We start from the raw sequence: 25,592 nt of genomic DNA on the forward strand, positions 1-25,592 counted from the left end.
ATGAACAGTGCGTCGAGGCGTTCTACAACGAGGGACGACGGGGTGGCTCTGCCGAGTCACAGGTCCGGTGGCAAGAGCGATCAGAATCTGCTCACCCGTCGCCGTCGATTTCGCGAGCGGTCCGAGACGGCAGATCCCAACCTATAAGCGAGTTTCCAGCGAATCCCCGACGACATGCCATCTCCTCCCCGGATATCGGAACGTCCAACGGTCATCGCTCCGAAAGTAGAGTACGAGAGGGCACCGAACAACGTGGTTCCCAGCGAACCGCGATTTTCGTGGCAGGCGAACGCCGACCGGCGAGGAGTCGTCCAGACTGCATATCGGGTCATCGTCGGCCGGACGAGAGACGATGTCGTAGAGAAACGGGGGTCACTCTGGGATTCGGGGAAAGTGGACGGATCCGATTCGACGTCCGTCGTGTACGACGGTGTTCCCCTGGAGGCGGACAGCGACTACTACTGGAGGGTGCGGATCTGGGACGAGGACGACCGACCCTCGAAATGGTCCGACCTCTCCAGCTTCTCGACTGCGCTCTCCGGCGAGCACGAGTGGGATGGCGAGTGGATCAGCTACCAACCGGGCGCCGGCGACTCGAACGGCTACCGGAGTCGCTGGCATCCCGCCACCAAGGACCCCGAGGAGTGGGTACAGGTCGACCTCGGTGAGTCGCGTCCGATCACGCGGATCGAACTCCATCCGGCGTCGCCGTGCGACGGTCCGGAGACGCCCGATGGCGTGGTGGTCTCGAACGTCTACTCGATCGACGATGACCTTGAGAGCGGTCCCAGGGGATTCGGGTTCCCCGTTCGCTACCGGATCGAGGTTTCGGACGACGAGACGTTCGCCCAGTCGAGCGTCGTCGTCGACAGAACCGAGGAGGCGCAAGCGAACCCGGGGACCGATTCGCGCTCGTTCGACGTGAACACGACCGCACGGTACGTCCGGGTCGTTGCCACCGACCTGTACACGTTCGATCCGGCGACTCCTCCAAGAGACCGGTTTGGCCAGCTACGGACCGAGTTTGCCCCGGAGGCCTACGGGTCGTGGCAGACCTTCGCCCTCGCCGGCCTCGGAGTGTACAACGGCGGTGAAACCGACGTCGCAGCCGACCGGCCGGTGACCGCATCGTCCAGTGTCGAGCGAGAGGGGTGGGGCCGATCCAACCTCGTCGACGGATGGTACGCGTCGCGGACGGCGGCCGCCTCACCGCTGTTTCGGACCGACGTGGCGCTCGATGGAGATGTCGTACGTGCCAGAGCGCACGTCTGCACGCTCGGGTACGGTGAACTGTATGCCAATGGCGAACGAGTGGGTAACGAGGTTCTCAACCCAGGGTGGACCGAGTACGACGAGCGGGCGCTGTACAGCACGTACGACCTCAGTGAACACCTCGAAGCGGGCGAGAATGCACTGGGCCTCTGGCTCGGGCGGGGATGGTTCTCGAAGAACGCGCAGGGATGGACGGGCTTCGGTTCGCCGCGTGCCCTCCTGCATCTGACCCTCGAGTACGCGGACGGTTCGACCCGGACGATCGGGACCGACGAGTCGTGGACGGCGACGGAGAGCCCCATCGTCGAACACGACCTCTACGATGGCGAGCGGTACGACGCCCGCCTGGAACAGCCGGGATGGACGGAACCAGATTTCGACGGCGAATGGGAGTACGCGACGGTCGTCGAGGGCCCGGACGGGGAGCTCACACCCCAGCGACTCCCGCCGATCCGCGTGACGGAACAGATCGATCCGGTTGAGGTTCACGACCACGAGAAGGGCCCGATCTTCGATTTCGGCCAGAACCTCGTCGGCTGGGTGGCGATCAACGTACACGGCGCTGACGCCGGCGACGAGATAACGATTCGGCACGCAGAGACCCTCCTGGACGATGGAAGTCTCGCGATGGGAGATCTCCGAACGGCCGACGCGACGGACACCTACGTCGCTGCCGATTCGAGCCGGGCAACTTACCGACCTCGATTTACGTACCACGGATTCAGATACGTGCAGGTGTCGAACTACCCGGGCGATCTCTCGACGGACGACCTACGCGCACACGTCGTCCATTCCGATCTCGACCGGATCGGTTCGTTCGACTGCTCGAATACGGACCTCCGTCAAGTGCAACGGAACGCGATGTGGGGCCTTCGGGGTAACGTACACAGCGTCCTCACGGACTGTCCACAGCGCGACGAACGGTTCGGCTGGACCGGCGATAACCACATCGCCGGCCGGTCACTGATGTTCAACTTCGACGCGGCGCTGTTTTACGAGAAGTGGATGAACGACCACGCTGACGTCCAGTCGGACCACGGCTACGTGGCGGACACGATCCCGTACGGCTATGGATCTACGCCAGAAGACCCGACCTGGGGCATCACGCAGGTCACCATTCCCTGGCACCTGTACCGGCACTACGGTGACCGTGGCGTCCTCAAGCGTCACTACGAACGGATGCGTCGGTACGTCGACTACTGGGATGAACAGTCGAACGACGGGATCATTCCCGACAAGTACGGGAAATACGGTGACTGGCTCGCGTTCGAAAACGCCGACGGGCGACGGGGACTGCCGTTCGACCTGTTCAATAGCGCGTTCCATTACCACACGACGAATCTGTTCGCGAAGATAGCGACGACGCTCGGAAACGAGGCTGACGCCGCCACGTATCGACGGCGCGCAGAACACATCGCTGACGCCATCAACAACGAATTCTTCCGAGCTGATGAGGCGCGGTACGGACCTGGAACGCAAGCATCGTACACGGTTCCGCTGTTCGTGGGACTCGTCCCGGACGAACACGTGAACGACGTCGCCACGCGGTTGGCTGAGACTGTCCGTTCGGACGGTTGCAAACTGAAGACCGGCTTCCTCGGCACACGTCCGCTCCTCCATACCCTCGTCGACCATGGGTACGAGGAGATCGCCTACGAAGTCGTGAGCCAACCGGAGCAGCCCGGATGGGTGTACATGGTCCGGCAGGGCGCGACGACGATGTGGGAGCGCTGGGACTCGGACTCCCGGATCGGTTCCGGGATGAACTCGTTTAATCACTCTCCGTTCACGTTCGTCTCCGAGTACCTCTACGAGGCGATCGCCGGACTCCGACTGGGCGACGATCCAGTCACTGACCATGCGACGGTCGCACCGACGCTCGTTGACGCCCTCGACTGGGCCGAAGGGCAGGTGGAGACGCCCAACGGCGAGTTCACGGTGGCCTGGGAGCGGACTGACTCCGACCGGGGATACGAACTCTCCACGACAGTCCCATGGAACACGACCGCAACGGTTCGCCTGCCCGGTGCGGCTGACTCGCTCGTCACCGAGTCCGGCACGCGACTCGCTGGGACGACCGGTGACGTTCCGGACGGTATCGACGCTGTTCGCCAAGAGGAGGGCGATCTCGTCGTCGAAGTCGGTTCCGGGACGTACCAGTTCGCCGTTGAATCGGAGCAGCCCTCCCGCTGACTGCGCCCAAGACACGCCTGAACGATGGTTGTGGGCGATCCGTTCGGATCTTCGAGCCGGATACCCCCTCGCTTTATTAGAATCCATCTCTCGTGTCTATCCGTCTGTCATGAGCGAACAGTATGGACACGAACGCGAGTTCGTTCGAACGTTCTTCACGTCTCCGACCGCGGTGAAGGGGGAGGACGACTCCGCCAAGATGATCCGCAGCGCGGCCGGACTCCGCGGGCTCCAGGCCCCCGACGTCTGGGTCCCCGACAACGAGGACGCGACCGCGCCCGCCATGCGTGAGGAGGGCGTCGAGAACATCGTCGAGGTCGTCGCCGAGCACGGTGCCGAGTTCCCCGGCGAGATCCACCCCCGCGTCGTCTGGCACCGCGACAGCCCCACCACGCGTCACTCGGGGTTCCAGCAGATCATGGAGATCGCCGACCCCGACAACGGCGCGGTCGAGCACGTCGACGGGTTCGTCATTCCGGAAGTGGGTGACGTCGACGACTGGAAGAAGGCCGACGAGTTCCTCACCATCGTCGAGACCGAGCACGGACTGGAGGAGGGGAGCCTCTCGATGTCCGTGATCGTCGAGAGCGGCGAGGCCGAACTCGCCATGGCCGACCTCCGCGAGGAGATGGGCAAGCCCTCGAACAATCTCGAACGGCTGTTCATGCTCGTCGACGGCGAGGTCGACTACACCAAGGACATGCGGGCGATGACGCCGACCGGCGAACTGCCGCCCTGGCCCGAACTCCGGCACAACACCTCCCGCGGTGCCAGCGCCGCCGGCCTGATCGCCGTGGACGGCCCGTACGACGACATCCGCGACGTCGAGGGCTATCGCGACCGGATGCGGGACAATCGGGCCAAGGGGATGACCGGCATCTGGTCGCTGACGCCCACACAGGTCGAAGTGGCGAACACCGACCCGCTCCCGCCGACAACCGGAAGCTGGCTGCTCTCGGTCGGGGACGACGAGGTCGACCTCCCCGCCGAGGGCGACCGGGCCGTCTACGACGGCGAGGACCTCTCGCTGGCGGAGACCGACGACGGGTACGTCCTGGGTGTCGACGGCGACGAGCACGAACTGGACGCCGACGGCCTGCACGAGGAACTGCTCGACCGCATCTCGTACGTGCCGAGCATGGACGACATCGTCGACTCGATGGAGGAGTTCGAGGCCGCAAAGGAGGCGGGCAGGGGCGCGATCGCCATGACCCAGTCCACGACGCTCGTCCTCGACGGCGTCGAGGTGGCGTTCAGCACGGATCGGATGTGGGACGAGGCGACCTACCAGGCGGCCCAGACGCCGATCACGCTGTTCCAGGACGTCTACGAGCACCGACCCGACCAGCACGCGGAACTCGAGGAGATGTACGGCCCCGACGTCGTCCAACGGGCGAGGAACCTCGGATAGTTCCGTCCCCGGGAGGCGATGCCGGTCCGCTCGACGATCAGCAAGTCGGTATCAAACGATCGCTTCGTGAACCTTCTCGATGGGATGAGACACGCGCTCACCGTATCGGTCGTCGAGTTGTGTCCGACATGATGCCCCCGGTGCCACGACGCTCTCACCCGGACTTCGGTCCACCTGGTCGTACAGGATCCGTCCGATGGCCTTCGAGAGGTCGTAGTGTTCGGCCTCGTATCCGAAGGAGCCAGCCATGCCACAACAGCTGGAGTCGAGGGAGTCGACTTCGTATCCGACCGCCCGTAACACCGCTGCGGTGTGGTGGTCGCGGTTCAACGCCGACTGGTTGCAGTGGCCATGGTACGTGAGGTGTTCTCCGGACACACGGAACTCGATCTCGTCGTACACTCGATACGTGTTCAGGTACTCACATATCCCGTAGGCGTTCGCGGAGACGGTCCGAACGTCCCCGCCGGAGAGTAGGTCGAGATACTCGTCCTGGAACATCGCCGCATCCGACGGCTCGACGAAGACGACCGACCATCCATCCTCGAGGAAGGGTGCCAGCGCGTCGACGTTAGTCGACGCCCGGTCGCGAGCCTCGTCCAAGAGACCCATCGAGAACGCCGCTCTTCCGCTCGGTTCGACTTCACTGGGAGCGAGGACTCGAACGTGGACGTTTGCCTCCTCGAGGACGTCCACGGCGGCCTTTCCGGGTTCGGGGTAGCTGTAGTTCGTGTACGTGTCCGGAAACAGGAGGACTTTGTCGCTCGAGGCATCGATCGAGACACGGTTCTCGCGGGACCGCGCCCAGTCGACGAATGTCTCTCGCCGAAACGTGGGCGTATCGCGCTCGGCTGCGATACCGAACAGCCGTTCTCCGAGGAAGTCGGCACCGGGAAGCTGTTGCATCCAGTTCGAGAGCGGCGCGAGGTTGCTTCCGATGGCACTGACTCGGTCGACGTTGGCAAACAGTCGCTCGCGAACCGTGCGTCCCGCCTCCTGATGGTATTCGTGTTTCACTTCAGCCTTGAGTTTCGCCAGGTCGACACCGGTGGGGCAGTCGCTCTTACAGCCCTTACAGCCCACGCAGAGGTCCAGGACCTCCGTCTGGAATCGTTCGGAGTACAGTTCCGATTCAGGGAGTTCCCCACTGATCGCAGCGCGGAGAAGGTTCGCCCGGCCACGCGTCGTCTGGATCTCCTCGTTGGATGCACGGTAGGTCGGGCACATGACGTCGCTACCCGTCTGGCGACACGTCCCGCATCCGTTGCAAAGTTCGACGAGATCGGAGAACCCACCTTCGTCGGTGAAATCGAGCGTCGTCTGTGGCTCAAGCGACTGATAGTCCGCGCCATACCGGAGGTTCTCGCGCATGTCGGCACCGACGCCACGTTCGGAGTCCGGCCCGATGTCATCCGGCCCGTCGCGGTAGACGACGTTACCAGGATGCATGTCCCATCCGGGATCGAAGGCTGTCTTGACCGCCTTGAACGCTGCCCAGAGATCTTCACCGTACATCTTGGGATTGAATTCGGTGCGAGCCATCCCGTCGCCGTGTTCGCCCGAGAACGCACCGTGGTGTTCGAGTACCAGGTCAGTCACGTCTTCGGTGATCGAGTGCATCGTCTCGATGCCCGCCTCCGTCTTCAAGTTCAGAACGGGGCGGATGTGAAGCGTTCCCGACCCAGCGTGGGCGAAGTAGGCAGCCGAGGTACCGTGGGTGTCGAGGACGGCTTCGAACTTCTCGACGTACTCGGCCAATTCGGCCGGCGGGACCGTCGCATCTTCGATAAACGGGTACGGCTTTGGGTCCCCTTCGAGTGACATGAGTAGAGGGATGGCCGCTTTTCGCAATTTCCAGATGTCGGCCTGGTCCTCGTCGGTGTACGCTTCGACGACATCGAACGCGTTACCGTCATCGAGAAACCGTTCGTTGGTCGCGGCGATGGCCGCCTCGAAATCGTCGTGGAGTTCCGAGTCGTACTCGAGCATCAAGGCGGCCGCCGTTCCTTCAGGTAGGGGTTCGACGTACTCGGCATACCCGTCCGACTCGGAGGCGAGCCGGAAGACCTCATCGTCCATCAGTTCGACGGCGCTGACGTCGTACTCCAGGGCGACCGGAACCGCCTGCATCGCCTTGACCAGATCGTCGAAACAGTACAAAGCGAGCGTCGTCGCCTCGGGCACGGTCACCAGTGAGATCTCGGCTTCGACGATGACGCCCAGCGTGCCTTCTGCGCCGACGAACAGTTTCGCGAGGTTGATCACCTGCTCGCCGTCTTCGTTCTCGTAGATCACCCGGTCGAGATTGTAGCCGGACACGCGGCGTTTGAGTTCGGGGTAGCGTTCGGCGATCTCTTCTTCATTGTCCTCGACAAGTTGGCGAACGGTCTCGTACACGTTGGCCTCACGGTCGTCTTTCCCGACGATGTGGTCGTATTCCTCGCTATCGATGACGACCTCACGGGCGTGGAGGAGGGTACCGTCGGAGAGCACGGCCTTCACTTCTTCCGTATACGCGTCGGTGATGCCATAGCGCACGGAGTGTGCACCGGTCGAGTTGTTGCCGATGCCGCCACCGACGGTCGCACGATTCGACGAGGCGGGGTCCGGCGCGAACTGTAGTCCGTGCTCGGCCAGCACCGCGTCGAGGTCGTCCTGGACGACGCCCGGTTGGATCCTCGCTCGCTGCTCGTCGGGGCGAACGTCGAGCACCTCGTTCATGTGTCTGGACATATCAAGGATGACACAACCCGGGCCGACAGCCTGACCCCCGAGAGATGACCCCGTTCCCCTTGGCATCACCGGGACATCGTGGTCCGTCGCTACCTCGACTGCCGTCTGCACGTCCTCGACCGAGGTGGGATAGACGACGCCGGCGGGCCGAGACTGGTAAATGCTGCCGTCCGTGGCGTAGAGAATTTGTGCGTATTCGTCGAAGCGAACGTCACCGGCAACTGCGGCTCCGAGGTCAGTCGCGAGCGCCCGATACTCCGGAACGACATCGTCGACTTCACGATCGAGATCTGAAGGATTGGCCGGCGATTCTACTGGCTGTACCGACGGCTCTCGCTCTTGGGCGCCCATACACTCGATGGCTAACCGAACCTACAAACGCTTTACGATGACATGTGTTCGCTGCTCGGACTGACGGACGGAGAGACGACACCACAGCGTGGTAACCAGATTATCTATGCCCACCGGCCACACTCAGGAGTACGGCCTCCGAACCGGAATGAGCCAGAATCCGGATATGCCGGATGGTATCCGTGCGGGAGCGTGTTCTCGGTGTACGTTGCACTTCAAGCACCAGTGGAGGCGACGAAGGCTTCCCTCACGATCGTGGAGAATCTTCGGAGATCCGATGGCTCTGATGGCGCTGAATCGACAGACCGACTCGAGATGCTGTCATGAATCGCCCACGACCACCTTGCAGACGCAAAAAGAGGAGTATTCGGTCAGGGACGGCGACACGTAGCACGAGCGCACTCGGTTCTTTTAGCTGTAGGAGCCGAACAAAGCTGAGGATTCGAACATTCGAGGTGAGGGAACCGGAGATCGCGGACATCACCGGCCGAACGGGCGAACACGCCACCAGCACGATCGAGGAGGACGGCCATTTGGCAATTCTCTCTCAGACCAGCGATTCCCCGAATGAAATCGACGGAGACGGTCTCGATTGAAGCTGGCTCGAGAGTGTACGAACCACTGACTGCAAAGAGCACTCTGAGGCCGTCGATAAACGGGCGGCCTGCATCGATCCCAGTCTGTACTACCGGGATAGCAGATGCGACGGAGGACAGAACGCAACGGACCGGTACTGTGAGTCGACTTGCTTGGCGAAACGTTCAATCCCGACACCGAAGCACCGAGACAGATCGTGTGAGAACGTGCCGGCACTTCAATCCGACATTCCCGGAATGATTTTGCCGGTGGAGTCCAATCGTCGATCAATGTCGAATCAAGTTCCGATCAAGGCCGCAAAAGTGGCCCACGAGATCGTCGAATTACTCCGCGAACTCGGGGGTGCGCGCGTTTCGGAAGTCGCAGAACAGATGGACATGCCCACGAGTACCGCGCATGATTACCTCCGGACGCTCGAACAGGAAGAGTATCTGGTGAAAGAAGGCAGCCTCTATCAGATTAGCACTCGATACCTCCAGCTAGGGGAACAGGCTCGCCTCCGCCGAAAGGCGTTCGAGGTCACCAAGCCGGAGATAGACGAACTAGCCGAGAAAACCGGTGAGCACGCCAACCTCATGATAGAAGAGCACGGGCGTGGCGTGTTTCTGTACAAGGCCCGTGGGTCCGTCGCCGTCCAACTCGACACGCACGCGGGTATGCGCGTCCCGCTTCAGACGACGGCGCTCGGGAAGTCCATGATGGCCCATCGACCGCGCGAAGAAGTGGAGGCTATCCTCGACCGGCACGGCATGCCGAAGGTGACCGAGAGCACGATCACCAGTCGAGAGGCGCTGTTCGATGAACTCGATCAGATTCGAGAGCGGGGGTACGCATACGATGACGAGGAACGCGTAAAGGGGATGCGTTGCATCGCCGCGCCGATCATCGGCGAGAATGAACGCGCGATCGCCGCCGTCAGCGTCTCGGGCCCCAAGAGTCGGATGCGAAAAGAACGGTACACCGAAGAGGTCCCGGAACTGGTCCTCAGCAGTGCTAACGTTGTCGAGGTGAATCTCACGTATTCGTGAGTCTTCGGCGGTTGGCGTCGGGATTCGGGCCGATACGCTGCTAGCGTTCGGGATACGCTGCTCAGTGAAACACAACAGTTAGGAGGGTGTGGCCTGACCACAGGGAGGAGACGATGCAGTTTGTTCGCTACACCAACGGTAGCAACGCACAATGGGGCGTTTGTCAGGACGACACGATCGTACCGGTCGCTGGTCTCCGAGAGGAGGTCTCCTACCAGCAGTTGACCGACTCCGGCTTCCTGCGACTCGTCGAGAATGCGGTCAAGGCTGCAGGATCGAATTCGGTCGCCGTCGACGAGACCCGGATCCTGACGCCGGTTCCTCGCCCCGGGAAGATCGTCTGTGTGGGACTCAACTACCACGACCACGCCACAGAGCAGGACGAGGACGTCCCCGAGCGCCCGCTGTTGTTCGGGAAAGCAAGTACTTCGGTAACCAATCCGAGAGACCCCATCGTGCACCCGGCGGACCTGGAGCAAGTGGACTACGAGGTCGAGCTCGGCGTTGTGATCGGACGCACTGCGAAGGACGTCTCAGCGAGTGACGCCCGCGACTACGTCGCCGGATATACGGCGATAAACGACGTCAGCGGGCGCGATGCCCAGTTCGTCGACGAACAGTTCTACCGCGGGAAGAGTTACGATACGTTCGCACCAATGGGTCCAAGCCTGGTACCGGACGAGTACCTCGAACCAGACAGCCTTGATGTGGCGTGTCGAGTTAACGGCGAAACGAAACAGTCATCCAACACGAGCGAATTCATCTTTGCCGTCGACGAGCTCATCGAGTACATTTCCGGGATCACGACGCTGCGTCCCGGAGACGTCATCTCGACGGGAACGCCCGGTGGCGTCGGGATCTTCCGGGATCCGCCCGAACTCCTGGAACCAGGCGATACCGTCGACGTCGAGATCGAGGGGATCGGGACGTTGCGGAACCCGGTCGTCGCTGAGAGCGACCCTGGGGTCTGATCTCGATCCTGGCCCTCCCTGGGTCCGGGGACCCAACTACGCCGGTTTTGAACTCAGACAGTTGTCACACCCCAACGTTTAGTAGCATATCCTCGGTTCTCCCGTCATGGTACTAGATTCGCACACCCATGCGTGGGGCCCCGCGAGCGATGAGCACCCGTGGGTCAACGGACCGCTCCTCGACCGGGTGGATGAGTTCGAAGTGCACACCGTGTATACCGCGGACCGATTGCTCGACGATATGGATCGCAACGGCATCGATGAGGCCGTAGTCGTGGGGTACCCGATCTGCGACTGGACTGATAACTGGTATACTATCCGGGCGGTCGAAGACAGCGAGCGGTTGTCCGGTATCGTCATGATCGACCCGTTTGCCGACGACGCGAGTGAGCAGTTTAGGGAGTGTATGGCCGTCGACGGCGTCATCGGAATTCGGCTGGGCGGAGCGTGCCCGTACGATCGGATGTGGGAAACATTCGACCCGGACGTATCGTGGCTGCGAGAGACGCTCGACGAGACGGCGTTTTGGGAGACCGCCGTCGAAACCGACGCAGTCGTCCAGCTCCTCTGTGACCACAGGCAGCTCGATCAGGTGATTGACATCGTCGAGACCTATCCCGAACTGACCTACCTGATCGACCATTTCGCACACGCCGGTCCGGACACGCCGAAAGACGAGGGAACGTTCGCGCAGTTCGAACGACTCGCCGAATACGAGACCGTTGCCGCGAAAATCTCCGAGGTTCCCCACATGTCGGAGCTGGGTTTTCCATACGGCGACATGCACGCCCACGTCGCGTGGCTCGTCGACCGATTCGGTAAAGAGCGAGTGATCTGGGGGTCTGACTACCCGAACGTCAGTGATGTGGCCACCTACGGCGAGGCGTACCACTGGCTTCGATCCGTCGATTGTCTCTCCGAGACGGATCGACGGTGGCTCAGGGGCCGGTCGTTCCGACGGCACGTCGGCCTCTAGTCCCTGGCCGTCACGTCGGGCCGGTTGCCCCAGTCCTCCTTGGCTCCCACACCGTACATCGAGGTCTCTCGAACGCTACGTCGATGTTGGACACGACAGTATCGTCATCGAACCGAGCGGCCATGTGCTGGTTCAGCGCGAATACGAACGGTTGCTCGCGATGGAGCAGTATCGTCACTTCGCATCCAATCGCGTCGAGTTCGAGGAATACATCTATGGGTTGCTTGATCACGAGGCTCTCGGGGACGCGTCATGCGACGGTTCGGGGGAACGGATTGCATGATTGCAGATCACAGCCACTGCCAGCTACGGACGCGTGGGTTCGAATTACACGCGGGGGCCGTCCGTTCCTCTCGTCCGGCAATTCCGGACGGTGGGTCCCCAGCGTGAGTACCAATATGAAGTCAGTCATCCGTATTTGTGCAGATAGGGCACCCGTTGGGAGTGTCCGACTCCGGTTCGTTACTCTCCAGGCGGTTCGCACTGAGGAGTCGGACACGACAATGCTTCCGAAATAATCGGATCCATTGTCACGGTGGATTTGACTGCGGCTGCGACGTCGCCTGGCTCGCCAACGTATTGAGTTGCAACGGTGTTTTTCGACGTCCTCCCAGTCGTCCACGACCATGTTTCGAAATCGTGCCGTCTCGACGGGTCCTACACAGGGGGCGTTCTCCGTCACGCCGGTCGGCCACTACTCAACTGCCACTTGCCGAGTGAGATTCGACACCGCAGCTTTCGACCCACAGTCGGCTACCGAGTCGATCCAGCGGCAAGTCCTCGCTGAGCGGAGCTGTTGACGATGCGCCCACATGGACTTTCTGGAGACAGGGAAGAGCGAGTTTCGAGCAGAGGAATGGTCCCAGGAAGTTGACGCCGAGTACGACATTCGAGTATCCGATGTTTAGCTCAGTGACGCGGGTGCATGCAGCGATTCCGCGTTATTGGCGAGGATATCCAGGCGATCGAACTCCTCGGCGTCGTATCGACGAGATCGCTGACGTCCTGATCTGTCGAAACCTCCGGCTCACGAACCACCGCCGTTCTGCCGTCGGCACGGATCCGTTCGACCGTGGTGCCGGACGCATGCTCGAGTCATGGGCCATCCGTGATCTCGGCGACGACAGCGGTCGTCTTCTCGTGTACAGTCCGTTCACTCGGGTCGTCGTTCTCTCGCCATCCTCGTCGAGGGATGTCTTTGTACGCCGCCAATCCCGTCCGAGCTCCCGTTCCGCACGGTTCGTTTTTCGATTCGATGACGCCTCTGTGAACTCGAGCGAGGATGCGTTCTCAACCGAGCGGTTCCCACATAGCCACTACCCGGAACCCGAGGTGGTTGGTGTTTGATGTGGACAAACGACCATGAACGGCCCAACCGGCATCATCGAACAGTGAGGCGTTACACGCGTATCTTTGTAATTTAGAACGGCTCTCCCGGAGACGATATCTGAGTTGTCATCAGCGTCCCCATCGCAATCGTTCGATTCGACCCAGCCGATGGTTTCCCCAGAACGGGTCACAGACACGAACCAGATGCTCGAACAGTCGATGGCCGAGGACATCTTCTCTACTCGAGCAACTGGCCCCACCAGACGCTCGAGTCGGCAACGTGGGCGTTCACCAACCCGGCGTTCGACGAGGACCTCCGGACGGCCATCCTCTACGAGAACGCCGAGGAATCCCCGGGATCTATCTGAGCTCGAACCAGCACACCGAAACGGCGGACGTGAACGACCTGGAACCGGGGAACGGCATGGACGTGAAGGTCGACGGGATCGAGATCGCGCCGTTCAACGTCGACGGCGAGTACCACGCCCTCAGCAACCGGTGGCCCACCAACGTGCGCCGCTCTGCAAGGTTGGTGAGAAGACGAGAACGGTGAGAAGTGCTGGAACGAGAACCGTGGTGGCTTTACCGACGCACCAGCAGTCACCTGCCCGTGGCACCTGTGGGGGGATCGATCTCGAGAGCGGCGACATGAGACGTCCGGCACGTGTATCGGCGTGTTTGACGTGAAAATGGATGACGACAAGGTGCTTGTGGACGGTTGAGACGCTAGTCGTCCGACAGGTCGCGTTCAAAGTCGCGACTCTCACGGGATTACGACCGCTGTTGGCCCGATTTCACAGTGTCTGTCCGTGCGCTGAAATAATTGTATGAAGGTTGATTGTTCTGGTGTATGCATTCTTAATCGATATATCTGGCACTCTTCTGGCTCCCATGGATTTCGTGGTGAGATTGGATCAGCTGCGATGAGAGATTTTCGACAGTTCCGGTGCGCTATTGACGAACGCCACTGCATCAGTGGGATAGATACGCCGTGCTACAGTGTGTCGTTCGAAACCGATCCGCGATTTTTCCATTATACTGGCCCAAATTGGCTATTTTTCGAACGTATCTGAATCGAGAGTCGGCACTAGCACCGTCTGTTGTCAGATTGGTCCAGAGAGATTGGATAAGCCCCTACTACTGAGCTCGCACACGATACCCCGTAGCGGTCATTCAGCTGTACCCTGTTGCAGACGATCAGTCGACACTGCTTGGAGAACTGATTGTAATTCTACTATAAATTATGTTTTATATGTGTGGATTCTCGATGTGGATTGCGAGCGATACTACCGTGCGTGAGAGTGGCGACGAATATCTTCGCTCCAGCCGGATATCGAAACTCCGTGATCAACCCTCACCGATCGGACGATGCCGACGATTCAATCGGATGGCTGAGAGCAGGAGACGGCCGAGGGATCGTTCGACGGTGAGTAAACGGACGACGTGGGTTCGTTGTCGAAATCGGATACACAGTCTCCGTCCATCACGCGTGGACTCGTCTCGTGTGGGGTCAGTTCGAGTGACTCAGTGCCTGAAGCTCCCGAACCCGATTTCGAATCGTCACCGGCGTCACGTCCGCTAAGTCAGCGAGTTCCGCCTGCGTGACCCGTTCGGCCAGCTCGATCCCCGCGACGTAGACACACGCTGCGGCGACCCCGTTGGGATTTCGACCGTTCGCGATACCCGCATCGACCGCATCACGAGCAAGTCGCTGTGCCCGCTGTTCGACCGCAGACGCGAGTCGCGCCACGAGTTCGGGTGGCTGGCGAGGCTTCGCATCGAGTCCGAGTTCGGCGTTCAGCACCCGATATCCCAGCCGCACCTTCGGCTCCTCACACCGCGCGACCTCTGCAACCTCTGCCAAGGGACATCGACTGCGCTCGTGTTAACCAACACAATCCGCGAATCCATAGGATTGTTGGTTAAGACGATGAGGCGACTCCCGTGCCTGCTGACTGTAACACTACTCGAAACTTCTTTATATATAATTTTCGTACTATGTTACACTGTGCTCAGGCGCATCGAACTCGAGGTCCTCGCCACGGTCGACCGCGGCGACACGATCTCCGAGCTCGCGATGAAGCTCGACCACAGCGAGAGCTACCTCTCCCGTGCCGTCGCCGACCTCGTCGAGAAGGGGCTCGTCTACACGGAACGCGACGGCCGCCGAAAGCGAGTAGTCCCATCGGATGCTCGTACTGTCGAACTCTACCAGGACCTCGTCCGCCAGCACTCCCACATCGACTTCCCCGAGCTGCTGACCGGCAAGGCACTCGAGGTGCTGTACTACATCGACCAGCCACGAACAGTCTCCGAGATCGCCGACCGGAGCGACAACTACCGCAACACGGTTAACCGCGTCCTCAAACGGTTTCGCGACCGTGGGCTCGTCGGGACGGCCGACGGCCACTACGAGTTCAACGCCGACCTCGACCGCCTCCACGCGTTCGCACGTGAACTCGCACACCATCTGCATCGCCACCGCCTCGAAGCCGTCGCCCCGAAGGGCACGATTCTCTGGGAGGACTACGACGAATTCCTCGCCCAGGCCGAGACGGAGATCGACGCGGAGGCGTTCCACGAAACCGGTCTCGCTCGGTTCGCGGCCTTCGACCTCCAGTTCCTGCTCACCGGCCACCGGTACTACGTCTACTCCAAGGAACTCAATACAGTCTCACCAGCGGAGCTGTGTTGTCACACGCTGTTAATCGACGACGGCAGCCGCCACCGCTCGTACTGTCTCCTCCTGCTCAGCCACGTCGATGTCGACGAGGAGAACCTCCGAGAGCAGGCGGTGAAGTATGGCCTCGACGACGAAATCGACGCCTTGCTTCGCTACCTCGAGACGCACGGCGAGGTCGATGACGAGCGGCTCCCGGAGTGGAACGAGTTCCAGGAGCTGGCGGCTGACTACGAGGCACGACTATCCTGAGACCGAACTTCGTCGCCAGCCGTGGCGTCAGCCAGCGTTAGTTCGGATCGTAGGGATTCGTCGCTGTTTCGAGCCGATAGACGTCCTCGACTGCATCAAAGTCGTCGTCGAACGCATACAGGTAGCCGAGCCCCTCGGTTTGCATATACGCCAGAATGCAGGCATCGACGAAGGAGAGGGGTTCGTGTTGGCGAAAGATGGCCTTCCCTGTCGCGAGGGCGTCGGTGGTGAGTGAGTCGATGTGGAAGCGGGCGTTTTCTTCGATGCGATCAAGGAGATCGACGGCTGCGTCGTGGCCGGCGTGGGACGTGAGGTCGTTGAGCGTTTCCGCGAGGACGTAGTCCAGGACGACTGCTTCGGGTAGCGTTCCATCGTCGATGCCTTGGAGCACCGGGAGCGCGGCATCGTGGGAACTATCGCGCTGGTATGCGGCGGAAAAGAGGACCGTCGTATCGATGAGTGCCCGAGGCATTTACTCGACGTCGACGCCCCAGGCGTCGTGATCACTCGTTACATCGGTCGGCTCCTCACCAGCGTAGCCGTCGAATTCGGCGAACGTGCCCGTTTGTTGTTGGATGAACTGTACTCGAATACTCCCGTCATCTTCGATCTGCCAGCGGAGTTGGTCGCCGTCGTCGATATCGAGTTCACGCCGAATCCGGGCGGGGATGTTTGCCTGGTTTCCAGACACCTTGCTTTCGGCGTCGATTCTGTCGCTACTCATATCTCCTAATGGGTGATCGGCCGTGAAAAGTCTAGTGTGCCGCCACACTACTTTCGATTTGGGTGCTCATTTTTCGTTCGGCCGCGGCGCATTCTCGTACTTGACCATCTTCGCGGGCTTGTCGGAGATGGTGTCGTAGATCTGCTGGAGCGTCTCTTCCGCGGCGAGCAGGTTGTGGTCGTCGAGGAACTCCCGGCACGTTTCGCTTCTCCCTTCACAGCGACGCTATCCGCTCGCCGTCTCCGGATTCAACAGAGCAGTTCAAACTGATCACAGGCCGCGACGACGACATCGAGGACATGAATGTGCTCGTACAGGCCGGCCTCGAGTACGACGTCGTCCGAGAAGAACTCGAAGCCCAGATCGAACGCCCGGGTGACGATTAGTTTGCCACGTTCGCGAACGAGGCCCTGGTCGAACTCGAGGAGCGGTACGGGGTGACCACGCCGATCGAGGGCCGCGTCCAGGAGCTCACGAATAGGTACTACCGGGGCTCGAAGTCCTCCAGGCACTCGACGAACCGATGACTGTCGACGACCTGGCCGCCGAACTGGAGCTGGATACCGACGAGGTTCACGACAGGATCGCGTATCTCTCGGCGTTCGACCGGGTCCAACGAGAGGGCGACACAGTCCGTCCCGTGGAGTAGTCCGCTCACGACTATGGGGAGGGAAGGCGGCCGTCTGGTCGGGGAACGCGGCCACGCTTGATCTCGTGATCGACGCGACGCAGGTGCTTCCAACCGCCTTCTGGTGAGCGCTGCTGCCAGTCAGGGCAGGTACACGACTCGTCGATGACGTCGGCTTCGTACCTGTTGCCGGACGCGGACTGTACCTCGTAGCGGCCACCTTTCGAGAGGAGCGAGACGTCCATCGCTTCGGCGACGGCACGCTTCGTGCGGGGCTCGAGATCGTCCTGTGACTCTGCGTTCTCGTCGACGACCAGTCGGTCGCGAACGTCGGCGTGTCCACACCCTCGACCCCGTCCGCATCGCGCTCGGCTGCCTGCTCGAATCCCTGTTCATCCACCGAAACGACGTCACTGATGGCGTTCTCACTAGACATTGGTCTCACTACGACCGAAGGCGCTCACTCGGCGTCTTCGTTCGACACCACGACTCTCCAGCCGTGGCTCTCACACCGACCGACAGGTCCGCGCGCCGCTCGCGCCAGATGTCTGGTCACCCAGCCAGCACCGCGCGCCGACCCGCCCAGCGCGACCGTCCAGCGGAGTAAGCGCAGCGGGTGAGCCCGCGAACCCCTGGGCTTACCCGCTGGCGTCCAACCAGACGCCCGCACGCCCGGACTGGTCGGTGACGAGGGCGCGCTGGGCGGCAGCGGCGAGCGGGGCGTGCCGGTGAGGATATCCTGTGTATCCTTGGGAGCTACAGACGACACAACGGGTATCGGCATCAAACCCCGATCACCCAGTGCAGACGGTGGCACTGACACGAGGTGTCGCTGCCGCTTATCAGTAGTCCCCAAGAACAATCCATCATACCGATTCGCCGTGTAGATGGAGTTATTCTGCGAGTGGGAGCTGGACAACGAAGACGGCGCCCATCGGCTCATTGTCTTCCGCCCAGATCTCGCCCCCGTATTCGGTGACAAGCGTGTCTACAAGGTAGAGGCCGATTCCTGTGCCAGGACTTCCGAGCCCTCGCTGCCCTTTGCCGAAAACGGTGTCTTTGTGATCGTCGGAAATTCCGGACCCGTTGTCGGCGATTCGAACTTCAACCTCGTCGTCTCGGACCTCACACGAAACCTCGATATGAGGGGTATCCGCGTCATTGTGTTGGACAGCGTTGTTGAGGAGGTTCCGGAAGACCGAACTGAGCATACTGTTCGCAGCGACCTCCACATCAGGCGGGGGGGTTTCCAGGACGAACTCTGCCTCCGGGAAGGACTCCTCGCGAAGCGACAGCTCGGTTTCGAGGACTGAACCCAGTGGCACGGGTTCCACGGTAGGCGCTTCATCTGAGACAACCGTTTCCACGTACTCACGCGCGACCTCGGTCAGTTCAACGACGTGTTCCCCGCTGGCAAGAATATTCTGCAGGTAGTCGCGGCCCTCGTCGTCGACGTGGTCTTCGAGCAGTTCTGCCCAGCCGAGTACGACCGCCATATCGTTGCGGATATCGTGCCGAACGATCCGATTCAACAGTTCAAGCTCTTGCTCGCGACGTTTTTGATCCGTGATGTCGGTGGAGATACCGACGATCTCCGAGACGTTCCCCGCCTCATCTCGGAGGATAACTTGCCGAGTGAGCGTCCATCGGACCGAACCATCCGGGCGAACGATGCGCCCTTCATACTCGGTGTCACGGAGTTCGCGGGTTGATTCCTCGATGTTTGCACGAACACGCTCTCGGTCGTCGGGGTGAATCGTCTCGATCAGTGTATTGATGTCGTCTTTGATTTCGTCGGGTGGGATCCCCCAGACCTCCTCGAATCCGGCACTGATGTACTCGAATTCCCCGGGCTCGGACGCTGTCCAGAGAGCCACGCCGTCGAGTTCATCGAAAAGCGACCGAAAATCACGATGATTACCAAGCGAGGAGTTGTTCATACGGTTTCCTGTAGCCCAAATCGGATAAATTCTGGTTCGACTCTGTTGAAATCCTGTTGGTTCATCACTCTCCCGACTGAAACAGCCGCTGGGTAGACTTATGCTAGTGGTGAGGTGACATGAAACATGTCGATGTAAAATCGAACCGGTGAAATTCGTGGTCTGGCTTTCGCTATCGTGATGGTCTATTTTCGGTCAACGTAATCAGTAGATTCACATGTGTACTTACCGATCATCCTCAGATCTGTCCCAGGTCGAGGGTTTCAACTGAGCTAAGTACATTTACCTACACTCTCGTGGAGGCACAACGGGATTTGATTGAATATGAGTCGGCACTGGCTGTACCGATCTAGAGGGTTAAGTCTGAGTAACGTCTCCTACTGCCTATGACAGTGACTGCGGAACTCCTCGTCAGTTCCCCCTCGCTTCCGTTCGTTAGTTTCGCAGAATCGTTACCGTCCAATCAGCTCGAATGTGAACACGGCCTGTGTCTCGGCGGGGACTCTCAGGTGTTCGTCGTCCATCTCGACCCAGCTGATGGTGTTACCGAAGACGATCTCGTTGCTCTCGATGAAGTAGTCGGGACGACCCCCCTCGGACGCGAGAGTGGCAGGGACGTCTATCAGCTCGACGTCGAACTGGAGGATACTGTTTCGGAAGCGTTCGTTCCCGGACAGTTCGCGAAGGCTCAAACAGAACCGACGACCATCATCCCGGAGGGATGGTACGAAACGAAGATTTTTCGGGATTATGAGTCGCTCAATACTATGCGGAAGCATTGCGATGAGCACGACATCCGGGTCGATCTTCTCTCGATCACGCAGGACTCTCCGTCCCCGGACGAGCACTCACCGTACGGGTTAACTGCCCGGCAATACGAGGCACTGGCGCTCGCTATCTCTCGCGGATACTACGATAATCCCCGACAGGCTACAGCCGGCGACCTGGCAGAGGAGATGGGTATTTCTCAACCCTCGATGTCGGACCTTCTTCGCCGAGGGGAGCGCCAGTTACTCACGTCGACGATCGGCACACAGCCACAGCAGACGTTCCATACGTGAACCACTCACTGAGTCTCTACTCGGATAGTGCTATCTAGTACGCACCATATGGAGTGTTCGGACTCGGCGAAGGGACTTAAATGGGGTTTTAGAATAGCATCGAATCCAAATGGCGTGCGGTCTACATTCAACTGTAGAAATGGAAACCGTCACGCTAAACAACGACGTGGAAATGCCGATCCTCGGATTCGGTACGTACCAGATCAGGGATCTCGCAGTCTGTGAACGAAGCGTCTCCGACGCGCTCCGTACTGGGTATCGTCTCATCGATACGGCGGCCGGGTACGAGAACGAAGAGGCCGTCGGTAGAGCGATCGAAACGAGCGGTGTGGCGAGAGAGGACGTGTTCGTCACCACGAAGCTCTGGATACAGGACGCTGGCTACGAGAGCACGAAGCGGGCGTTTGAACGGTCACTCGATCGACTGGGACTGGACTATCTGGATCTGTATCTGATCCATCAGCCCTTCGGTGACGTTCATGGCTCATGGCAGGCAATGGAGGACCTCTACAACGAAAACAAGATTCGAGCGATCGGCGTTAGCAACTTCCACCCGGATCGCTTGATCGACCTGATCGTCCACAACGAGGTCGTCCCCGCAGTCAATCAGATCGAGACACACCCCTTCTACCAGCGGACCGAAGACGCTGAGTTCCTGAGCGAGCATGAAATTCAGCACGAGTCCTGGGGGCCATTCGCTGAAGGACGGAACAACCTCTTCGAGAACGACGTGCTGGTTTCGATCGGCGAACAGTACGGCAAATCGGCTGCACAGGTCGTGCTTCGGTGGCTGATACAGCGAGAAATTGTTGCGATTCCCAAGTCAGTCCATGCGGAGCGGATCGTCGAGAACTTCGATATCTTCGATTTCGAATTGAATAATGAAGATATGCACACGGTCTTGGAGCTAAATGAGTCTGAATCTCTGTTTCCTGACCACCGAGATCCGGAATTCGTCAAACAACTGAGTGAAGTGGAGGCCAATACCTGAGCGCTCACGAGCGCCAACTCCCCCTCAGTTCCACCCAGTCCTCGGCTGCTTTCCGATCGGACCGACACTGACGTAGTGGCTGAATCGGATGCTGACAGCCGTCCCGAACACCAGTTCGTCGCCGAGAAGACCGACGAGGTATGGCAACAGGCCACGCCGTTCGTCTGTGATGCGTTCGTGCTCTCAGCGGTCGTACGATTGTGGGAGAACCATCAGGGGTCGGTCGTCCGGGATTGTCTGAGCCAGAAAACATAGAAGTCGGGCTTTGGAACGTGGACCACGTCAATGAGTCATATGACTCTCCTTTCTCTGTCGATCAGCCGAGCGCATTCTGACAACGATTGAGGATTTCAACAGAGCGTCTGGTTCGTAACTCTCGGCTCACCGAACGCCTGTCAGCTAGTCGCGGCGAGCGGGACGTGCCGCTACGGACACACCTGTCCAGCCTGCCACGTCGCTCGGGGAGCTATCGACAGTCCTGGCGGACTCAGAACGGGCGAGGCCGACTCGACCGTCCCCCGACCTCGGGGGTGCCGAGCTCCGTAAACGCCGCGACGTCATCGCGTTCTGGCGCGAGAATGAGGAGGATCGCCGCCTCATCAAGCACGCGTTGGCGCTCTACTCAGGTGTCGAAGCTGCTCGCGAACAGCTGACCGACGTGGTTGACCACGCCATGCGCTAATGCCGCCTTACGGCGGGTTTGCTGCGCTATTCAGCTGCTCCATGTCGTCGTCCTCGTACGCTGCTCGCCACAGTGCATGGACTGCACGAGTGACGAGTGAGACCTCGGTCACGTCGAGACAGGACGGTTCGGCTGCCGTCGTCGCTGCCTCGGGCGGAGGGTGGAAATGGATCTCGGGGGAGTGTGTATTCGGGTGGCGATCGAAGCGCCAATTGACGTCGTCGCTATCGACGTAATGAAACGAATACATCCCCAGTTCGCTCCACTGGATATCGAGCCGAGCGCTGTCGGCGTCGCCGAGTCCATCGCTGAGACTGATCTGTAGTTCCGTGGGAGCGACGACGTCATCGTACGATGTAGCATCAACAAGCGGTTCGAGTTCGAGCCAGCAGTCACGAATCCGCTGGAGTGCCGGAAGATAGATCGGCCCGAACTCGCCGGCACGGTCGTCGTCGCTCATACAGCAAGCTGGTGGCTGGCCTCGTCGTAGGCAAGTGCTGCGTGGGCGACGGCGAGATTCTGTCGCGTCGTGCGCCACGACGTCAGGTCGTCCCAGCCCTCCGTTTCGTCGGCGTCGAGTTGCTGGGCGAGTTCTTCGGGAGAGACGACGTCATAGCGGTCCTCATAGCGCCGGATCTCGGCCTTCATCTCCTGGATACTGTCGAGCAACTCCGGCCGCGTGACTTCCTCACGCAGCTCGCGGATCCGGGACATCAAAACCCGGTCGCTGTTTCGCTTGTACAGCGTTGTTTGGCCGTCCTGGTCCGTCTCGGCGAACCCGGTGTTCACGAGCGTCGTGCAGTGGCGACGTGCCGTCGGCTCGCTCACGAGGGCGCGGTCGGCGATCTCGGCCGCCGACTGCCCGTCGTGGGTCTGTTCGACGATTTCGTACACCCGCTCGAACGGCGTGGTGTCGTCTTTCCAGTCCGTTTTGACCTGCTCGTTGACGTCGTCCCACGTCTCGGTCATACTGGGTGCTATGTATCGGGTGCACAAATAGTTTTCTCAGGAAATTATTCTTTCTACTATCGATGTCCTTGAACAGACTACGTGCTCCTCTAAGGTATCTCGGTGCGTCTGGACAGTCACCGCTGAAGCGTTTGCTGCGTTTACGGCCTCAGTTTGGGTTGGCCATTGGCTCTGCTCGCGACCGACCTTGTAAACTGTCTCAGGTCAAGACTCGAGGGTTCTCACGGGGGTGTACCTGAATCTCCGGGCGCTCCACCCACTGGGCCCTGAGCAATATTTGTTGAGGTGGGTGCTGGGAGGGACAACGGAGGGAGTATCGAAGAATGAGTGAACGCCGAGAGACTGCTGGCCGCCGTCCTATTCGGTGGCGAGTTCGTCGTAGATTTCCTCGTGCTCGTCGAGGTCCTGGCGGCCGAGGAACCGGATGAGATACTGTCGTGCCTCCTCGGGAGTCATCTCATCGGGAATCTCGGGCTGCTCACTTTCAGCGGCCATCCTTACTCCTCACTATGGGCGTCGTGGTCATAATCATTCGGTTCGTGGGATTCCTGCTCGACGGTACCGTGCTCTGTCGGTAGCTGGTCTGTATCGTCAATCTGTGCCAGCCAGAGGTTGATGGTCGCCTCGTACTCCGGGGCAAGCGGCTCTGTATGCGCTCGTAGATGCTCGATCACATCGTCCTCATCGACACTGCCCTCATCTGTGGCGAGCGCCTTCAGGATCTCTTTGATTGTCCGATCATAGTTGAAGCGCAGCCCATTCAAGGCGTAGAAAATCCGAGTCGACATGAGCGCCGTTCGCTTGTTGCCATCGACGAATGGATGATTCGCCCCAATAAGGCGCAGCAGTTGGGATGCCTTCTCGTGGAGCGACTCGGGTACTTGGCCGAAATGGCCTTCTTGAATATGTTCTACGGCGTATTCGATATTGCCAGGCGAGGCGACCCCAGCGGTTGTCTCCGCACTTGACTCCACGATCAACTCATGGATGTCACGGATATCAGCAGTCGAGAGATAGCTGATTGACCCCGATTCCTCGTCCATCATCGATATCCTCTGTGACAACGCATATCTAACCTCTGCTTTCTGCAGCTACCCCTCGTTTCTGTATCGTGCTCTTTAGGTCCACTCTCTGCTCATCGTCCAACTGTTGTAGCGTGTCTCGATGGGTCCGAACCGTCGTTTGTGAGATGTTGGCGGCTTCTACAGCCTCGGATTGCGTCAACCATCGGCCCTCTGCGCGACCGGCTTTGTAGAGGCAGGCCGCGGCGAACCCGGCCGGATGGACGCCCGTCGTGACGCCGCGCTCCTCGGCCTGCTCAGCGAGCGTTCGGGCCCGCTGTCGGATCTCGTCCGGACACTCGAGCGGCCGAAGGCGTTCAGGAGTCGTCGCCGGCGCTGGGTGCTCGGGATCGCCGCTCGTGGCTGAGGACGCCACACTGAGACATTGGGAGGCCGCTCGCAGGACGGCTATTCCTCGAGGCGCTGGAGCAATTGCGTCACGGAGGGGCTGTTCTCCCAGCTTCGATGCGGGTTGATCGTCGTGAGCAGTGTTCTCGCTTCCTCCCTGGTCAGAAGTCCGTTCCGGGCGTAGTCACGGATGAGCCGCGGCGTCGGGACGATCCGCGGCCCCTCCAACACCGCGTGGATCAATGGGAAATTCGTTCCGCCGAACTCGTCGGTGAGAAACCCGTTCACGTCGAGTGCGTTCGCGAGGACGATCCCGTCGGTTTCGCCGTACCGCCGACGGCGACCTCGCGGGGCGACTCGTAGTAGCCGTGTTCGACGGCGGCCTGGAGTGCGACCTCCTGTGCTGGCGGCAATCCACTCGGCGTCCCGTCGCCTCCCCCAGCTGCTGTGGTGGTGTCCGCGGCGCGGGGCATCTCCATCCTGGCGAATTCCCCGACGGCGACCTCGAGGGCGTCGAAGAACGCGGCCACGTCGCCGTCGCCGGAGTGGATGAGCCGCCACGTGTAGTGGTGGCCCTCGTGACGGGTCTCGAACAGGACGCCGTCGCCGAGGTGGTCGCGGGCGATGTGGGGAACCGAGGCGCAGGTGGGGGTGCGCTCCCAGTCGGAGTAGAGGACGAGCGTGTCGTCCGCGCGGTCGAGGACGCGGGTAGTTTGCGTGGCGCCGCAATCCTCGGTGGCGAGACAGTCAGCGTAGTAGTCGCCGGTGAGAAAGGCGTCCTCGATGGCGTCGAGCCCCTCGAGAGTTCCGGTGGCGTGGTCGACCCGCCAGAGACGCTCGGCAGTGGCGTGCAGCGAGAGCGAGCGGACGCGGGCGTCGGGATAGTCGGCGAGGGCGTCCGCCACCCTGTTGCATCCCGGTTCGTACTCGAGGGCGAAGACGAGTTCGCGCATACCTCGTGTCGGGCCCGCTACGACATAACCCATGGCCCAGGGCGTCGTCCACGAGTGGACGTCAGATCGCGTCGTCCGGGTCGTGGACCTCCTGCATTCGCCGTGCTTCGACCGCGTACTGTTCTTGGAGGTCGGGGTCGTCGACCGTGCCGAGGTTATCGGGTTCGGCATCGACTGCTGCTGTCGTGTCCCGGACATCAGTGAAGGACGTGAGTGCCCGTTCCTTCCGATAGTACTGTTCGCCATCGGGCGTCGCGTAGGTGAGGATGATCAGGTTCTGTTCGTCGTCGGAGTACGTCCGTTCGACGAGCCAGACACGAACGTCGTCTTCGGACCGATTTGACATACGTGGACGTTTCCCGGTATCCACTAAGGAATGGGTGTTACGGCTCGTCGAGGCTCGCGTTCTCGTGCTGTGTGTGGACTCGTTGGAGGACCGCCG

At 60.6% G+C, this 25,592-nt stretch carries 19 protein-coding genes and 7 pseudogenes; 11 read left to right on the forward strand and 15 right to left on the reverse strand.

Annotation, left to right across the window (positions count from 1 at the left end; all coding sequences use genetic code 11):
• Nucleotides 1-174 precede the first annotated feature (174 nt).
• Together RJT50_RS15075 and aceB are read left to right on the forward strand one after the other, a co-directional pair.
• Complete coding sequence (locus tag RJT50_RS15075) at nucleotides 175-3,465, forward strand: family 78 glycoside hydrolase catalytic domain (protein WP_484494635.1); 3,291 nt, start codon at nucleotides 175-177, stop codon at nucleotides 3,463-3,465.
• Nucleotides 3,466-3,574: 109 nt separating this feature from the next.
• On the forward strand, nucleotides 3,575-4,876 hold the full coding sequence (aceB, locus tag RJT50_RS15080) for a malate synthase AceB (protein WP_313692398.1): 1,302 nt from the start codon (nucleotides 3,575-3,577) through the stop codon (nucleotides 4,874-4,876).
• 51 nt (nucleotides 4,877-4,927) lie between these two features.
• Here the strand turns inward: aceB and RJT50_RS15085 are convergent, their stop codons facing one another.
• Nucleotides 4,928-7,960 carry an FAD-binding and (Fe-S)-binding domain-containing protein gene (locus RJT50_RS15085; RefSeq protein WP_313692400.1) on the reverse strand — a complete coding sequence of 1,011 codons (3,033 nt, stop codon included), beginning with the start codon at nucleotides 7,958-7,960 and terminating at the stop codon, nucleotides 4,928-4,930.
• Nucleotides 7,961-8,826: 866 nt separating this feature from the next.
• On the opposite strand from RJT50_RS15085, the gene RJT50_RS15090 reads away from it, so the two are divergent.
• The 4 genes from RJT50_RS15090 (at nucleotide 8,827) to RJT50_RS15105 (ending at nucleotide 13,414) form a co-directional block, all read left to right on the forward strand.
• Entirely contained in the window at nucleotides 8,827-9,585 is a 759-nt protein-coding gene (locus RJT50_RS15090; RefSeq protein ID WP_313692401.1) for an IclR family transcriptional regulator, read from the forward strand.
• Between the two features lie 113 nt (nucleotides 9,586-9,698).
• Nucleotides 9,699-10,556 carry a fumarylacetoacetate hydrolase family protein gene (locus RJT50_RS15095; RefSeq protein WP_313692402.1) on the forward strand — a complete coding sequence of 286 codons (858 nt, stop codon included), beginning with the start codon at nucleotides 9,699-9,701 and terminating at the stop codon, nucleotides 10,554-10,556.
• Between the two features lie 106 nt (nucleotides 10,557-10,662).
• On the forward strand, nucleotides 10,663-11,532 hold the full coding sequence (locus RJT50_RS15100; protein ID WP_313692403.1) for an amidohydrolase family protein: 870 nt from the start codon (nucleotides 10,663-10,665) through the stop codon (nucleotides 11,530-11,532).
• Nucleotides 11,533-13,285: 1,753 nt separating this feature from the next.
• The gene (locus tag RJT50_RS15105) at nucleotides 13,286-13,414 is read left to right on the forward strand and encodes a Rieske (2Fe-2S) protein (RefSeq protein WP_313692405.1); all 129 of its coding nucleotides are present in this window, start codon (nucleotides 13,286-13,288) and stop codon (nucleotides 13,412-13,414) included.
• A 957-nt stretch (nucleotides 13,415-14,371) separates the two neighbouring features.
• On the opposite strand, the gene RJT50_RS15110 is transcribed toward RJT50_RS15105, so the two are convergent.
• Complete coding sequence (locus RJT50_RS15110) at nucleotides 14,372-14,725, reverse strand: transcription initiation factor IIB family protein (RefSeq protein ID WP_313692407.1); 354 nt, start codon at nucleotides 14,723-14,725, stop codon at nucleotides 14,372-14,374.
• A 144-nt stretch (nucleotides 14,726-14,869) separates the two neighbouring features.
• On the opposite strand from RJT50_RS15110, the gene RJT50_RS15115 reads away from it, so the two are divergent.
• Nucleotides 14,870-15,793: a MarR family transcriptional regulator gene (locus tag RJT50_RS15115; RefSeq protein ID WP_313696040.1), complete on the forward strand. Its 924-nt coding sequence runs from the start codon at nucleotides 14,870-14,872 to the stop codon at nucleotides 15,791-15,793.
• Nucleotides 15,794-15,830: 37 nt separating this feature from the next.
• On the opposite strand, the gene RJT50_RS15120 is transcribed toward RJT50_RS15115, so the two are convergent.
• The 3 genes and pseudogenes from RJT50_RS15120 to RJT50_RS15130 all read right to left on the reverse strand — a co-directional run.
• Nucleotides 15,831-16,265, reverse strand: a complete 435-nt coding sequence (locus RJT50_RS15120; protein WP_313692408.1) for a PIN domain-containing protein — start codon at nucleotides 16,263-16,265, stop codon at nucleotides 15,831-15,833.
• Entirely contained in the window at nucleotides 16,266-16,517 is a 252-nt protein-coding gene (locus RJT50_RS15125; RefSeq protein ID WP_313692409.1) for an AbrB/MazE/SpoVT family DNA-binding domain-containing protein, read from the reverse strand. It abuts the gene before it with no gap.
• 66 nt (nucleotides 16,518-16,583) lie between these two features.
• A pseudogene (locus RJT50_RS15130) lies at nucleotides 16,584-16,715 on the reverse strand (PadR family transcriptional regulator); the annotation flags it as partial.
• Nucleotides 16,716-16,777: 62 nt separating this feature from the next.
• Between RJT50_RS15130 and RJT50_RS18705 the strand changes: the two are divergent.
• Nucleotides 16,778-17,166, forward strand: a pseudogene (locus tag RJT50_RS18705) (hypothetical protein); the annotation flags it as partial.
• Between the two features lie 11 nt (nucleotides 17,167-17,177).
• Here the strand turns inward: RJT50_RS18705 and RJT50_RS15145 are convergent.
• Nucleotides 17,178-17,477: pseudogene (locus RJT50_RS15145) on the reverse strand (hypothetical protein); the annotation flags it as partial.
• A 561-nt stretch (nucleotides 17,478-18,038) separates the two neighbouring features.
• Nucleotides 18,039-19,085: a PAS domain-containing sensor histidine kinase gene (locus tag RJT50_RS15150; RefSeq protein ID WP_313692413.1), complete on the reverse strand. Its 1,047-nt coding sequence runs from the start codon at nucleotides 19,083-19,085 to the stop codon at nucleotides 18,039-18,041.
• A gap of 386 nt (nucleotides 19,086-19,471) precedes the next feature.
• Here RJT50_RS15150 and RJT50_RS15155 point away from each other — a divergent pair, with 386 nt between their 5' ends.
• The 3 genes and pseudogenes from RJT50_RS15155 to RJT50_RS18710 form a co-directional block, all read left to right on the forward strand.
• Nucleotides 19,472-20,146 carry a helix-turn-helix domain-containing protein gene (locus tag RJT50_RS15155; RefSeq protein ID WP_313692414.1) on the forward strand — a complete coding sequence of 225 codons (675 nt, stop codon included), beginning with the start codon at nucleotides 19,472-19,474 and terminating at the stop codon, nucleotides 20,144-20,146.
• 139 nt (nucleotides 20,147-20,285) lie between these two features.
• On the forward strand, nucleotides 20,286-21,137 hold the full coding sequence (locus tag RJT50_RS15160; protein WP_313692415.1) for an aldo/keto reductase: 852 nt from the start codon (nucleotides 20,286-20,288) through the stop codon (nucleotides 21,135-21,137).
• A 520-nt stretch (nucleotides 21,138-21,657) separates the two neighbouring features.
• Nucleotides 21,658-21,819, forward strand: a pseudogene (locus RJT50_RS18710) (DUF7342 family protein); the annotation flags it as partial.
• Between the two features lie 7 nt (nucleotides 21,820-21,826).
• On the opposite strand, the gene RJT50_RS15165 reads toward RJT50_RS18710, so the two are convergent.
• The 8 genes and pseudogenes from RJT50_RS15165 to RJT50_RS15200 all read right to left on the reverse strand — a co-directional run bounded on the left by RJT50_RS15165 (nucleotide 21,827) and on the right by RJT50_RS15200 (nucleotide 25,496).
• The gene (locus tag RJT50_RS15165) at nucleotides 21,827-22,279 is read right to left on the reverse strand and encodes a toxin-antitoxin system TumE family protein (protein ID WP_313692416.1); all 453 of its coding nucleotides are present in this window, start codon (nucleotides 22,277-22,279) and stop codon (nucleotides 21,827-21,829) included.
• Nucleotides 22,276-22,788 carry a winged helix-turn-helix domain-containing protein gene (locus RJT50_RS15170; protein WP_313692417.1) on the reverse strand — a complete coding sequence of 171 codons (513 nt, stop codon included), beginning with the start codon at nucleotides 22,786-22,788 and terminating at the stop codon, nucleotides 22,276-22,278. The genes RJT50_RS15165 and RJT50_RS15170 overlap by 4 nt, the downstream gene beginning before the upstream one ends.
• A 357-nt stretch (nucleotides 22,789-23,145) precedes the next feature.
• Nucleotides 23,146-23,283 carry a hypothetical protein gene (locus RJT50_RS15175; RefSeq protein ID WP_313692419.1) on the reverse strand — a complete coding sequence of 46 codons (138 nt, stop codon included), beginning with the start codon at nucleotides 23,281-23,283 and terminating at the stop codon, nucleotides 23,146-23,148.
• A 2-nt stretch (nucleotides 23,284-23,285) separates the two neighbouring features.
• Complete coding sequence (locus RJT50_RS15180; protein ID WP_313692420.1) at nucleotides 23,286-23,834, reverse strand: type II toxin-antitoxin system death-on-curing family toxin; 549 nt, start codon at nucleotides 23,832-23,834, stop codon at nucleotides 23,286-23,288.
• Nucleotides 23,835-23,859: 25 nt separating this feature from the next.
• Nucleotides 23,860-24,165: pseudogene (locus RJT50_RS15185) on the reverse strand (hypothetical protein); the annotation flags it as partial.
• 92 nt (nucleotides 24,166-24,257) lie between these two features.
• Nucleotides 24,258-24,524 (reverse strand): annotated as a pseudogene (locus RJT50_RS15190) (hypothetical protein); the annotation flags it as partial.
• A pseudogene (locus RJT50_RS15195) lies at nucleotides 24,521-25,150 on the reverse strand (helix-turn-helix domain-containing protein); the annotation flags it as partial. The pseudogenes RJT50_RS15190 and RJT50_RS15195, both read right to left, overlap by 4 nt.
• A gap of 61 nt (nucleotides 25,151-25,211) precedes the next feature.
• On the reverse strand, nucleotides 25,212-25,496 hold the full coding sequence (locus tag RJT50_RS15200; protein WP_313692424.1) for a DUF7967 family protein: 285 nt from the start codon (nucleotides 25,494-25,496) through the stop codon (nucleotides 25,212-25,214).
• Nucleotides 25,497-25,592: the final 96 nt, after the last annotated feature.

The sequence above is a fragment of the Halobaculum sp. XH14 genome, assembly GCF_032116555.1.
GTDB lineage: Archaea > Halobacteriota > Halobacteria > Halobacteriales > Haloferacaceae > Halorarum > Halorarum halobium.